The following is a 13193-nucleotide window of genomic DNA, read 5'->3' as shown; positions in this document are numbered from 1 at the left end:
ATCCAGTTGTAGCAACGGGACAAGATGACGGAGTAGGTGCTACGGAGCAAGAAATTGAATAGACATACTTTGGATATCTTAAATTGAAAAGCAGATTGAACAAGTGAAACTAGACCGTAAGGATACCAGAGGGGACTAATAATCCCTTTGACTTGCCAGGTTCATTGCCAAAAGAAAAAAGTTGAACCTTTTCAACTTTTTTCCGTCAAATCCACCACGTAGGTCAATTCTTGATAGGCATCTTCTATGTCAAAGAGACCCAAGCCAGCTTCTTCACTGACTACATAAACACCTTCTCTCAAATAGTAGGGAACTTGCTGACCTTCAATATCTGAAAAGGACAATCTACCTCGCTCTAAATCAATTCCAAAACGGATGGTTGGGATGTCTTTGGGTGCTCCGACGACTAGATAGTCCGAGCAAACTAGCTGTCCGCCCCATTTTTGATACAAGTGATTGGCTACATCTCCCTCTCTGGTAAAGATGGCTAGTTTCTCTACACCTTGCTCTCTCAACTCCTGCTCTGCTTTTTCAAAAAGCGCCTGGGCAATACCCTGACCTTGAAAATCAGGGTGGACTGCTAGGTTAGTAAAATAAGCTGTCCGCTTACTTGGTGCGTAAATATAAGACTGGCTGCACTCTTCCGTGTAAATATCGATGTCGATTAGACCAACAATTTGTCCGTTTACTTCAGCCACCCATTCCACGCGGTAGTCATAAACGTCTGTCATTAGTTCGGGCTTCTCTGTTTCTCTATCATCAAAGAATGGGGAAAAGAGGTAGCTGAGTGCCTTGCAATAAACCCAGCCTTTTTCATCACTGGTTTGATAGTTTCTGATAATCATAATGTTACTCATAGCTCCTTACTTAAAGGTCACAATGGTACAGCCTGATCCACCAGCATTTTGTGGGGCGTAGCCGAACTCCTTGACCTGCTTGTTGCGACGGAGGTACTTGGTCACTCCTTCTCGGATGACTCCAGTACCGATACCGTGAACAATATCGACTTGGGCCATATTGTTAAGCAGGGCCTGGTCGATGAATTCATCCAATTCCATCATAGCCTCTTCGTAGCGTTTGCCACGGAGGTCTAAGCGGGCTTTTGGTCCTCGTACATTGGCACGTTTAACTGTATGAACCTGGCGCTTCTTAGGCTGCTCTGCCTTCTCCACCTTAACTAGCTCAAACTCCTCCTTAGTCAAGGTCATCTTAATCAAGCCCACCTGTGCTTCCCAACGGCCGTCCTTTAGTTGATTGGTCAAGGTACCACGTTGTCCATAGGCTGTGACGATAATATCATCACCCACCTTGGCAGCACGCTGGATTTTGGCTTTTTTCAGCACCTTGTTTTTAGACAAATCCACCACTTCAGGCGCCAATTTTTTCAGCTCGGCCTTGGCTTCGATAATCTGATGGGGTTTGAGGCTGGCTGCTGCATGGAGATTTTTGAGAATGTCCTCACTTTCTGCCAAAGCCAAGTCAACGATTTCCCTAGCTTCCAGACGGGCCTTATTGAGCTCGTTTTCTCTCTCACGATTGAGTTCGTCATAGAGTTTGCGGAGAGCCCTGTTCATCTTGAAGTTTTCTTGTTCTACTTCATGAATCTTATCTAGTCGATGGCGACTTTCAACTGTCTGACTTTCCAATTTCTCGATAATGCGGTTCACATCGCTATCTGTATCGGTCCAAGACTGGGCTGACTGGATGATGATATCCGATAAACCTAAACGCCGGGCAATTTCAAAGGCATTGGAGCGACCAGGAACACCCTGCATAAACTTATAGGTCGGACGCAGGCTATTGGTATCAAATTCCATGCTGGCATTTTCAATACCAGAGGTCTCTATACCGTAGGCCTTGAGCTCAGGATAGTGGGTGGTTGCCATGGTCTTGATCCCCCGCAGGCGAAGGTCATCCAAAATAGCCATTGCCAGCGACGCACCCTCCTGCGGATCTGTACCCGCCCCCAACTCATCAAATAAAATCAAAGAATCTTGATCCGCCTCCGCTAAAATCTGCACCGTGTGGGTCATGTGACTGGAGAAGGTTGATAAACTCTGCTCGATGGACTGTTCGTCTCCAATGTCCGCAAAGATTTCCTTGAAAATCGCCACCCGACTCCCCTTGTCAGCCAAGATTGGCAAACCCGACTGAGCCATGAGATGGGTCAAACCCAAGGTCTTGAGCATGATAGTCTTACCACCCGTGTTGGGACCTGTAATCACGATGGCCGTCAACTGACTGCCAAAGTAAAGGTCGTTGGGCACTGGCTGGGCAATCAGCGGATGACGAACATTGAGCAGGGCGATATCCTGCCGCTCAGACAAGAGGGGCACAACCGCCTCATGGTTACGGGCAAAAAGATGCTTGGCACGGACAAAGTCCAAATGACCAATCACCCAGGCATTGTTACGGATAATACCCGCATGAGGGCGGAGCATGTCAGACAACTCCTCCAAAATCCGATTGAGCTCATGGCGCTCCTCAGCCCGTAGATGGCTGATGTCTTCATTCAAGGTCACCACAGCCCGCGGCTCGATATAAACGGTCGAACCTGATGCGGAAATATCATGGACCACACCTGCAATCTTATTGCGGAAGGTATTTTTGACCGGCAATACATTGCGGCCATTCCGGCTGGCAAGGATGGCATCCGACAGCATATCTGCCTTATTTTTAAGCAAATCCTGCATGACCTGGCGGACCTGATCCTCTGCCTCGCGGATTTTCCTACGGACGCGGGCCAATTTTTCAGAGGCAAAATCCTCGATAAAGCCAGCGTCGTTGACCGACTGCAAGGAACCTTGCAAATGCGGAAAGAGCTCGATTTTCTCAAAATGTTTGTCCAACTGGCTCAGCTGGATATTTTCCAGATTGCCATAAAAATCCAAGAGGGATTTGGACACCTCCAGGACTTTTTTGACAGCTAAGAGCTCCGTAATATTGAGGTCCGTATCCAACTCCAAACGACGCATGGCTGGATTGATGTCTGTAGTCTCAGACAGGCTGAAATAGGGATTTTCCACAAAAATCTGCCCCATGTCTGTCAATTCATCAAAGGCCTGCTGGATACGGTTGATGTCCACCATGGGCTCCAGTTGCCGTAATTCGTCCAAGCCCTGGTCTGTCAGCAGATAGGGCTCAATTTTTCGTCTTACTTTGTGAAATTCAAGGGTTTCAATAATTTTATGATTCATACTTTCCTACTTAGAAAAAGAGTAGGTTGCCCTACCCTGTAATATTACTTAGCCAGACAGCCTTGAAAAAATGAGCCGTCGGAATGTACTGGATTAGCAGATTTGCTAGGAAACTTTTCTGGAGTTGCTCCTGTACAAGGTCCACAGGAATAGTCGCCACCAGGACCAAGACCATTTGCAGAGAAAGCAAGGCCACCACTACCGCAATGGCACCACTGATAAGGTTTGATTGGATTGTATCAGGATTGTAGGCTTCCAAGAGGTGGACAAAGATTCCAACAAAACGCATGATGGCATAGACCAGGAGATAGACTGTCAGAAAGGCCAAGCCTGCATAGAAGACCTGGTCCAAATCAAACAGGTATTTTTCATCAAAATAATAGTTAAAGCTACCCTGGGTTGCATTGGCAAAGGGTACCCATAGATAGAGAATCCCTGACAACTTCTTATAGGTCAAGGCCGCCACCAAGATAGCAAAGAGGCTAGAAACACCGTAAAAGCCTTGAAGGACCAGTCCTCGACTATAGCCGATATAAAAACTCCAGGCTAGGAGGATAAGAATTGCAATTGATACCATGTCTACTCCTCAAGCTCATCTAGGTCCAGCAGGGTCACGTTCTTTTTTAAGACCTTTTCTTTCATGGCCGCCAATTCTGCCTCTGTCTTTTCAAAGGCCATCTCGCGGGTCAGCTGGACTGAGAGGGAATTGATAGCCAACAGCAAGGCCAGGGTTTCAGGGTCTGCCTTGGGCATTTTCTCCTTGATGGCCTGGTATTTTTCCTGGGCTAGCTTCTCCACTTCCGTCATAAAACGATTGTCATGCTCGGTCGTCAGGGTTAATTGTTTTTCACCAAATGTAAATTTATATCGATTCAGATTTGCCATTGTACACCTCGCTTCCTATTATACCTCAAAATGGCTATTTTCGCCAATTCCTACTATATAGAGTGTTTTCTACGCGCAAAGTCTACAAAGCGGAATTTGTCGATTTTGTGCTTGCTTTCAGTGTATTGGAATTGCTTGGTATCTCCCAGATAGACGCGGGATTTGATGAGGACCAGATAGTCATCTTCATTTTTCATGAGCTCTCGCTCCTCACGGCTGGTCGGCTCAACAGTAATTTCCTTTTGGGCATAGGCAATATCCAGCTTGAGGGTCTTCTCCAGATAATTGTAAATGGAAGATGCAGCAATTTCCTTGGTAATGGTCGGCACAATATCCGCAGACAGGTAGTCAGTATCCACAACCGACACCTTGCCATCAATAGAACGTGTACGGACAACTTTCCAGACCTTGCTATGGGGTTCAAACCCAGTCAAATTCGCCAAGTTGCTACTGATAACAATCTGATCCAGGCTGACTACTTCTGTCTTGGTCTCCAGCTGCAAAGACTCAGCCAATTCCTGGTAGGAAGTCAGACCAGAAACAGGGAAATTCAGCATTTCTTGCTTGAGAACTAGGGAACCTCGGCCCTGAACTTTCTGAATCATACCTCTTTCTGTCAACATAGACAGGGCCTTGCGGACAGTATCACGACTGACACCGTAAATTTCTTGCAGGCGCTGCTCGGTCGGCAGACTGGTTTCAGCAGGGTAGGTATTTGTACGGATTTTTTCCTTTAAGTCATTGTAAATTTCCTGGTATTTCTTCATGATGTCTCCTTAATTTGTAGCCACTTTATCATACAACTACTCTAGTATAACAGAAATTTTATGAAATTTTATAAAAAAATGTTAAAAACGCTTGCAATATTTTTTGAAATCGGATACAATGGTCTTTGTAAACAAAATTTGTTCGTACAAATTTTAAAAAAGACATACTTTTGGGAGATGTCTAAAAATATAAGGTGACGGATTCCATAAGCCGTCTAGAAGGAAAAATATATGGGAAAATTTGAAAAAGAAGCCAAACAGCTCTTAGACGCTATTGGTGGAAAAGATAACGTCAACGCAGTAACCCACTGTGCAACACGTATGCGCTTTGTTCTTGCGGATGACAAAAAAGCAAACGTCAAAGTCATCGAAGACATTCCTGCTGTAAAAGGAACCTTTACAAATGCAGGTCAGTTCCAAGTCATCATCGGTAACGACGTTCCAATCTTCTACAATGACTTTACAGCTGTGTCTGGTATCGAAGGCGTATCAAAAGAAGCTGCTAAGTCAGCCGCTAAAAGTAACCAAAATGCCATCCAACGTGTCATGACCATGCTGGCGGAAATCTTCACACCGATCATTCCTGCCCTTATCGTCGGCGGTTTGATCCTCGGTTTCCGTAACGTCTTGGAAGGCGTACAAATCGAAGCACTTGGTCAAGCTATGAAAGATGGAGAACTCCTCTTTGACGCAAGTGGTAAACCAATCTGGAACACTATCGTTCAAGTATCACCATTCTGGAATGGTGTCAACCACTTCCTCTGGTTGCCAGGTGAAGCCATCTTCCACTTCCTACCAGTAGGTATCACCTGGTCTGTTTCTCGTAAGATGGGAACGACTCAAATCCTTGGTATCGTTCTTGGTATCTGTTTGGTATCACCACAGCTCCTCAATGCCTATGCGGTACCTGGTACAGATGCAGCAACCATTGCCAGCGACTGGTCTTGGAACTTCGGTGCATTTAGTATTGCTCGTATCGGTTATCAAGCGCAAGTTATCCCTGCCCTCCTTGCCGGTTTGGCACTGTCTTACCTAGAAATCTTCTGGCGTAAGGTTGTTCCAGAAGTGGTCTCAATGATCTTCATACCATTCCTATCACTTCTTCCAGCAATTATCTTGGCTCACACTGTCCTTGGTCCTATCGGTTGGACAATCGGGCAATGGTTGTCAACAGTTGTATTAGCTGGTTTGACTGGTCCATTGAAATGGCTCTTTGGTGCGGTATTCGGTGCCCTTTATGCACCGTTCGTAATCACTGGTCTTCACCACATGACAAATGCCATCGATACACAATTGATTGCGGATGCTGGTGGAACTGGTCTCTGGCCAATGATTGCTCTTTCTAACATTGCTCAAGGTTCAGCAGTATTTGCCTACTTCCTCATGAACCGTAAAAATGAAAAAGAAGCGCAAGTTTCTCTTCCTGCAACAATTTCTGCTTACCTTGGTGTTACAGAACCAGCCCTCTTCGGTGTTAACGTGAAATACGTTTACCCATTCGTAGCGGCTATGATTGGTTCAAGTATTGCTGGACTTCTCTCTGTAACCTTCAACATCCAAGCTGCCTCTATCGGTATCGGTGGTCTTCCAGGTATCTTGTCTATCAAGGCTGAATACTGGGGTGCATTCTTTATGACAATGATTGTTGCGATTGTTGTCCCAATGATTTTGACAGCTGTTTTCAAACGTACAGGTGCATTTTCAAAAAAAGAAGAAACTGTTGAAGAAGTTGTAGTCGTAACTGAAACTGTCGTTGAAACTGGTTCTGCTATCGAATTGATCAGCCCCCTAACTGGTCAAGCAAAAGAATTGTCACAAGCAACTGACCCTGTCTTTGCATCTGGGGTCATGGGACAAGGTGTCCTTATCGATCCTAGCGAAGGCATCTTAGTTGCACCTGTTGACGGTGAAGTATCTGTCCTCTTCCCTACTAACCACGCTGTTGGTATCACTGCTACAAACGGAGTTGAACTCCTTATGCACATCGGTATGGATACTGTCGGATTGGAAGGTAAAGGCTTCACAGCTCACGTCAAACAAGGTGACAAAGTAAAAGCTGGCGATAAATTGATTAGCTTTGACATCGATGTCATCAAGGCTGCTGGTCTCGTCGCTGAAACACCAGTTATCGTGACCAACCAAACGGATTTCAATACAGAGGTTCTTGGAAGCCTTCCTCGTTCAGTAGAACGTGGCCAAGCTATCTTGAAAGCAACAAAAGCATAAAACAATATAAGTGTAGAGAGTTGGTAACCCCAACTCTTTGCCGTTGATACAATCATTCTCGAGAAAGGTATTGGTAACATCATCATGACCATTGACAAGCGCAAAGTTGTCTATCAAATCTACCCCAAATCTTACAAAGACACAACCGGAAACGGTGTCGGTGACCTGCGTGGGATCATTGAAAAACTTCCTTATCTAAAGGAATTAGGCATTGACATGATTTGGCTCAATCCCTTCTACCCAAGCCCTCAGCGGGACAACGGCTATGACATCTCTGATTATACAGCCGTCAATCCTGATTTTGGCACCATGGCTGACTTTGAAGAAATGGTGGCTGTCGGCAAAGAATTGGGCATCGAATTCATGCTGGACATGGTTCTCAACCACTGCTCGACAGACCACGAGTGGTTCCAAAAGGCCCTAGCCGGCGACAAATACTACCAGGATTTCTTTATCCTGCGTGACCAGCCAACTGACTGGGTGTCTAAGTTTGGTGGCAATTCCTGGGCTCCCTTTGGAAATACTGGGAAATACTACCTCCACCTCTTTGACGTGACCCAAGCCGACCTCAACTGGCGAAATCCTCATGTCCGTGAAGAACTCTTCAAGGTGGTCAACTTCTGGAAAGACAAGGGTGTCAAAGGCTTCCGCTTCGATGTCATTAACCTGATTGGTAAGGACGAAATCCTCGAAGACTGCCCAATCAATGACGGTAAGCCTGCTTACACCGACCGCCCGATCACCCACGACTACCTCAAGATGATGAACAACGCCACTTTTGGTAGCGAAAAAGGCTTCATGACCGTCGGGGAAATGTCTGCCACCACCATTGAAAACTGCATTCTGTACACGGCTCCTGAGCGTGAGGAATTGTCCATGGCCTTTAATTTCCACCACCTCAAGGTGGATTACAAGGATGGTAAAAAATGGACCATCATGGACTTTGATTTTGAGGAACTCAAGCGCCTCTTCCACACTTGGGGCGAGGAAATGTCTGTCGGCAATGGCTGGAATGCCCTCTTCTACAACAACCACGACCAGCCACGCGCCCTCAACCGCTTTGTCGATGTGGAGAATTTCCGCAAGGAAGGAGCAACCATGCTAGCAGCCTCTATCCACTTGTCCCGCGGTACGCCTTATATCTACATGGGCGAGGAAATCGGTATGATTGACCCTGACTACGATAGCATGGATGATTATGTCGATGTCGAGAGCCTTAATGCCTACCAAATGCTCTTAGAACAGGGAAACACACCTGATGTGGCCTTCAAGATTATCCAAGCCAAGTCGCGTGACAATGCCCGCACACCCATGCAGTGGGATGCTTCTGAAAATGCCGGTTTCTCAACAGGTACTCCTTGGCTAAAAGCTGGTAAATCGTACAAGACCATAAACGTTGAGACCGAAAAAACAGGCCCAATCTTCACCTTCTACCAAGACTTGATTCGACTTCGTAAGGAATTACCAATCGTGTCTGAAGGGGATTACAAGGCTGCCTACAAGGACAGCGACAAGGTTTACGCCTTTGAGCGCCTCCACGACGGTCAAAAACTCTTGGTCCTCAACAACTTCTTCCCAGAAGAAGTTCAACTAGAGTTGGCAGACGATTACGCACAAGGCAGCATCCTCATTGACAACTACAGCGACACCAAACTCGGAAAAACCATTCGACTGAAACCTTATCAATCCCTTGCCATTTGGGCCGATTAAAGACCAAGACTCGGAAGTTTCTCCCGAGTTTTTTAGTGTTTCTTTGATTGTAATCGCCTTTTGATAAAAAAATAAAGGCTACCAAAAGCATAAATCACAAACAAGATTGTGCCAATCAGAAAGAGGATGTACAGAACATAGGGATGGTTGGACCATAAACGTCAGAACCAATACCACCAGCCAGCGCTGTCCCCAGGTCATCTTACGCTGAAGTAACTAATAGAGAAAATCCTCTCCTGCATTGGTCCGGGTTTCCAGATATTCCTTCCATAAGCCAGATACAAAATTTGGCACAACCAGCCCTCCTCTTATTTTTAAACAGTATATCCTATTTTTGCAATCAAAAACAGAAAAATCGAACCTGTTTCGATTCGATTTCCCGTATTTTTATGGATTGAATGACACATGGACATGGTCATAGTGGTTTTCAGTGATACTTCCGCGGTCTGGCATTGGATTCCAGGTATAGGCTGGTCCGTAAATGCTTGGATATGGTGAGTAGAAACGTTGCTTCCAAATGATGTAGGAAATGTTGCGGGCACCCATATTGGCAATGGCATAGTCAGCAACCTGGTCACCGAGGGCTGAGCTCACTGGCACCATGAAATCAATAGCCAATCCCTTGCCGTGGTCTTGGGGATCTCCAGGACGGTATCCTGAGAAAGACGTAATACCGAAAGTATTTGCAACTTCTTCTTTAAATGCTGCAACTTGGGGCTGGAGGCCACTATTGTCATAAACTACCGTAGCAACTGGTGCTGCTGTTTCAACCACTGGAGTCTCTACCACCGGCTCTGCTGCTACAACAGACTCACTTGCTGGCTCCACTACTGGAGTTTCAGCTACTGGCTCTGCCACTGGTGCTTCAACTGGAGCAACCTGTTCTGCTGCTGGAGCTGCCACCGCTTCTGTTGTTTCGGGTATAGAAACTTGGGGCACTTCTACTGTAGCTACCTCGGCTGGAATATCGGCAGGGACTTCTGTTTCAGCTACTGGAGCAGTCGGTTCTGTCGCTGGAGCTGGGACTTCTACCTCGTCGAGATGAACAACTGTATCGTCGATGGTCGCCTGGTTTGTCTGCAAATCCACCGTCGCTTGAACAGGCTCTTGATTGGCTGTCTGAGCAGGTGCTTCAATTTCGATTTGGGTCACTTGGTTATTTTGGTCAACTGTCGTGGTCAATACCGTATCTGGGAAAATCAGGTTTACATCTGTAATTTGATTGACCTTGGCTAGGATTTCCATATCCAGATTCATGGCGTCAGCAATGGCACTCAAGGTATCGCCATACTTGATGGTGTAAGTGAGTTGGCCCCCTTGATTGACCAATTCAGCGCTAATCTCAGAGACATTGCGTGGTGTCCATTCCAAGGCGGAAATTGTCGGAGCTGCCAGGCCAGTTGCCAAGAGTGACAAGGCTACAGAGGATGCGTAGAACATTTTCTTATTCTCTTTCAGTACAGATCTTTTTCTCTTTCTTTTCATATAAACCGGTTTGTTTGTCTGTTTACGTTTCACAAAACATTCCTTCTTTCTTTTGAGATAGACCTATGATAGCGGAATTTTTTTTGCAAAACAAGCCTTTCCCAGGCTTTTAAACAAGCTGTAAACAAACCAAATTGATTGTCACTTGAGCGTTATATTTGTCACAAGATTGTCATAGTGACCTGATATGTGGCACCAAGACTGACTATCTCCTGCCATAAAGAAAAAAGGTTAGACTTCTCCAACCTCTCAAAACCTAGACTAACTACATCTCCTCCGGATACACCAAGCCCCACTCCTCACGCAGTTGAGTCATGATGTCCATGACATCGATCGTGTAGGCCAGATACATCTTATTTTCGAGACCAGAGACGGCGCGCTCCATGTCGGCTACTTCATAAGAAAGAGCTTTAGCAGTGTCACCAGTCTCAATCACTTCCTGCCGACCATCCTCTGTATAGGTAATAACCGCCTTCTGCCCGCGAGGGTATTCATAGAGTTCGATATAACCCTTATCATAAGCAATGGTCCCACGCTTAGGCTGTTTGGCATGGAGACTGAGGGCAATCGTAGCCATCTCACCCGCATCATTGGACAGGAGAATACCGACCTGTTCATCGACACCCGTTGGAGCCAATTTGACCTGGGAAGCGACTTGATTTGGTTTTTCAGTCATAAACCAGCGAACAAAGGACAGGGCATAGACACCGATGTCCAAAAGGGCACCTCCAGCTAAGTTCTTATTGAAAAAGCGGTTGGTCATGTCATATTCCTTGTAGCTGCCAAAGTTCATCTGAATCATCTTCAACTCTCCCAGCTTGCCACTTGCAGCCACTTCGCTCAACTGACGATAGATTGGCATGTGGAAAATGGTCATGGCCTCCGCTAGGATAACATGGTGTTTCTCCGCAAGGTCAATCGCTTCTGCCAACTCATCCTTATTTAGCGTGATGGACTTTTCACAGAGAACATGCTTGCCCCCAGCCAAGGCCTTACGTAAGTAGTTAATATGGGTATTGTGCGGCGTTGAAATGTAGATAATATCCACTTCTGGATCCTCAAACACTTCATCGATTTCCGCATAAACTTTCTCAATGCCATATTTTTGCGCAAATTCTACACCCTTGTCATAGGTACGGTTGGAAACGGAGTAGATATTCCCTCCCATTGCTTGTAGAGCTTGGGCCAATTCATTGGCGATAACACCCGTTCCCAGAGTTGCCCACTTATATTGAACTTGATTTTCCATCTTAACCTCACTTTCCTATTCACAGTAAAGTTTCTTACTGTGAATACAGGTTCTAAAACTATTATAGTAGATTCTACTCTTTTCCGCACACTCCAAGTCGCATTTATGATACAATAAGAACATGACGACCGCTGTACTTAAAGTGACTGCCTCAGACAAGGCACAGATGCTCCACCACTACGCCCGCTACCAGCAGGCCAGTAAAAATCCTTACATCGAAGCATTTTTCAAACTTCCTGGCGCCAGCCTTTCCATCTACACTTCTGGAAAAGTCGTTTTCCAAGGGGAAATGGCAGAGCTGGAAGCCAGCCGTTGGGGCTATGAGCAGGCTCAGACTGAGCAGACCATCTCCGGGCAGAACCTGCCCATGATTGGGACGGACGAGGTGGGTAACGGGTCTTATTTTGGCGGTCTGGCTGTCGTGGCTAGCTACATCACACCTGATGACCATGCCTTTCTCAAGTTGCTGGGCGTTGATGACTCTAAAAAAATGACAGACCAAAAAATCTGCCAACTCGCCCCTCTCTTAAAAGAGAAAATCCCCCACCAAGCTCTGCTATTGTCCCCGAAAAAATACAACGAGGTCATCGAGCAAGGCTACAATGCCGTATCAGTCAAGGTGGCACTCCACAATCAGGCCATCTACCTGCTACTCCAAAAAGGGGTACAGCCGGAGAAAATCGTCATTGACGCTTTTACATCTAGCCAAAATTACCAGAAATATCTCAAAAAAGAGGCCAATCACTTTGCCAACCCTGTCACCTTGGAAGAAAAGGCTGAGGGCAAATACCTGGCCGTCGCGGTATCATCCATTATCGCACGCGCCATGTTCTTGGAAAATTTGGCTCAACTAGGGGACCAACTAGGCATGAATCTGCCATCCGGTGCCGGCAGCAAGTCCGACCAGGTCGCAGCCAATATTTTGCAGAGATACGGAATGGCGGGGCTCAGCCAGGCCGCCAAACTCCACTTTGCCAACACACAAAAAGCAGAAAAATTATTGAAATAAGAGGAAACCACATGCGTTCAACTAAAAAAAATTCCCTTGCTCGCTTCCTAGCTGAGTGGGGCATCTTCTCTCTGATTATTATCGGCTTCTTGCTCTCACGGCTCTTTATCTGGCAGCCTGTTTCTGTCGATGGACATTCTATGGATCCAACCCTTCATGACAAGGAGCGCTTGATCATGGCGCGCACGACGACCATTGACCGTTTTGACATTGTCGTGGCCAGCGAAGTGGACTCGCAAGGCAAGGAGAAGCTGATTGTCAAGCGGGTTATCGGTATGCCTGGTGACTCCATCCGCTTTGAGAATGACGTTCTCTATATCAATGAAGAGGTGGTGGATGAGCCTTATTTAGCAGAGTACCTGGCAGCCTTTAAGGAAGATAAACTCCAGTCCACCTACTCCTATAATAAGAGCTTCCAAAACCGTGCAGCAGCTGCTACTGCCTTCACACTGGATGCCAATGGCTACCCAAGCCTGTCTTATGTCGTACCCGAAGGACACTACTTCCTCATGGGAGATGACCGCCTGGTTTCTCTAGATAGCCGTAATGTTGGTCCATTCACCAAGGCCAATATCAAGGGAGAAGTCGTTTTCCGCATGTGGCCCCTCAACCGCATTGGTACCGTAAAATAAACTAATTAGGAGTGAGACAACTGTCCCACTCCC

The 13193-nt window shown here is 46.3% G+C and carries 11 protein-coding genes; 4 read left to right on the top strand and 7 right to left on the bottom strand.

The features are described from left to right. Positions 1-191: 191 nt before the first annotated feature. Genes ACHBIF_RS08865 through treR form a run of 5 tightly spaced genes read right to left on the bottom strand, consistent with a single transcriptional unit; the run spans position 192 to position 4849 of the window. Entirely contained in the window at positions 192-845 is a 654-nt protein-coding gene (locus ACHBIF_RS08865) for a GNAT family N-acetyltransferase (protein WP_105111746.1), read from the bottom strand. 18 nt (positions 846-863) lie between these two features. Then, positions 864-3197 (bottom strand): endonuclease MutS2, encoded by a 2334-nt coding sequence (locus ACHBIF_RS08860; RefSeq protein ID WP_394720000.1) that lies wholly within the window; start codon positions 3195-3197, stop codon positions 864-866. 31 nt (positions 3198-3228) lie between these two features. After that, positions 3229-3774, bottom strand: coding sequence for a CvpA family protein (locus tag ACHBIF_RS08855; RefSeq protein ID WP_105111744.1), 546 nt, complete (start codon positions 3772-3774; stop codon positions 3229-3231). Between the two features lie 2 nt (positions 3775-3776). Next, positions 3777-4082 carry a cell division protein ZapA gene (gene zapA, locus ACHBIF_RS08850; protein WP_105111743.1) on the bottom strand — a complete coding sequence of 102 codons (306 nt, stop codon included), beginning with the start codon at positions 4080-4082 and terminating at the stop codon, positions 3777-3779. A 53-nt stretch (positions 4083-4135) separates the two neighbouring features. Then, the gene (gene treR, locus ACHBIF_RS08845) at positions 4136-4849 is read right to left on the bottom strand and encodes a trehalose operon repressor (protein ID WP_105111742.1); all 714 of its coding nucleotides are present in this window, start codon (positions 4847-4849) and stop codon (positions 4136-4138) included. A gap of 231 nt (positions 4850-5080) precedes the next feature. On the opposite strand from treR, the gene treP reads away from it, so the two are divergent. Together treP and treC are read left to right on the top strand one after the other, a co-directional pair. Continuing rightward, positions 5081-7075, top strand: a complete 1995-nt coding sequence (gene treP, locus ACHBIF_RS08840; protein ID WP_394719996.1) for a PTS system trehalose-specific EIIBC component — start codon at positions 5081-5083, stop codon at positions 7073-7075. A gap of 84 nt (positions 7076-7159) precedes the next feature. Further along, a complete protein-coding gene (gene treC, locus ACHBIF_RS08835) occupies positions 7160-8785 on the top strand; it encodes an alpha,alpha-phosphotrehalase (protein WP_394719994.1) in 1626 nt (541 codons plus the stop codon). Between the two features lie 387 nt (positions 8786-9172). On the opposite strand, the gene ACHBIF_RS08830 is transcribed toward treC, so the two are convergent. Then, complete coding sequence (locus ACHBIF_RS08830; RefSeq protein WP_394719992.1) at positions 9173-10303, bottom strand: LysM peptidoglycan-binding domain-containing protein; 1131 nt, start codon at positions 10301-10303, stop codon at positions 9173-9175. Between the two features lie 232 nt (positions 10304-10535). Further along, on the bottom strand, positions 10536-11519 hold the full coding sequence (locus ACHBIF_RS08825) for a Gfo/Idh/MocA family protein (protein WP_394719990.1): 984 nt from the start codon (positions 11517-11519) through the stop codon (positions 10536-10538). 121 nt (positions 11520-11640) lie between these two features. Between ACHBIF_RS08825 and rnhC the strand changes: the two genes are divergently transcribed. Beyond that, positions 11641-12528 (top strand): ribonuclease HIII, encoded by an 888-nt coding sequence (gene rnhC / locus ACHBIF_RS08820; RefSeq protein ID WP_394719988.1) that lies wholly within the window; start codon positions 11641-11643, stop codon positions 12526-12528. 11 nt (positions 12529-12539) lie between these two features. Then, positions 12540-13160, top strand: a complete 621-nt coding sequence (gene lepB / locus ACHBIF_RS08815; RefSeq protein ID WP_105111737.1) for a signal peptidase I — start codon at positions 12540-12542, stop codon at positions 13158-13160. Positions 13161-13193: the final 33 nt, after the last annotated feature.

This window comes from Streptococcus sp. A11, assembly GCF_043674225.1.
In the GTDB taxonomy this organism is placed as follows: Bacteria; Bacillota; Bacilli; order Lactobacillales; family Streptococcaceae; genus Streptococcus; species Streptococcus suis_V.
The sequence above is the reverse complement of the archived record's forward strand: the minus strand, read 5'-3'. Positions and strand labels throughout refer to the sequence as shown.

Coding starts and splice junctions, on each gene's coding strand:
- lepB (WP_105111737.1), top strand. CDS start 12,540: ATGCGTTCAACTAAAAAAAATTCCCTTGCTCGCTTCCTAGCTGAGTGG.
- ACHBIF_RS08825 (WP_394719990.1), bottom strand. CDS start 11,519: ATGGAAAATCAAGTTCAATATAAGTGGGCAACTCTGGGAACGGGTGTT.
- rnhC (WP_394719988.1), top strand. CDS start 11,641: ATGACGACCGCTGTACTTAAAGTGACTGCCTCAGACAAGGCACAGATG.
- zapA (WP_105111743.1), bottom strand. CDS start 4,082: ATGGCAAATCTGAATCGATATAAATTTACATTTGGTGAAAAACAATTA.
- treP (WP_394719996.1), top strand. CDS start 5,081: ATGGGAAAATTTGAAAAAGAAGCCAAACAGCTCTTAGACGCTATTGGT.
- treR (WP_105111742.1), bottom strand. CDS start 4,849: ATGAAGAAATACCAGGAAATTTACAATGACTTAAAGGAAAAAATCCGT.
- ACHBIF_RS08860 (WP_394720000.1), bottom strand. CDS start 3,197: ATGAATCATAAAATTATTGAAACCCTTGAATTTCACAAAGTAAGACGA.
- ACHBIF_RS08855 (WP_105111744.1), bottom strand. CDS start 3,774: ATGGTATCAATTGCAATTCTTATCCTCCTAGCCTGGAGTTTTTATATC.
- ACHBIF_RS08865 (WP_105111746.1), bottom strand. CDS start 845: ATGATTATCAGAAACTATCAAACCAGTGATGAAAAAGGCTGGGTTTAT.
- treC (WP_394719994.1), top strand. CDS start 7,160: ATGACCATTGACAAGCGCAAAGTTGTCTATCAAATCTACCCCAAATCT.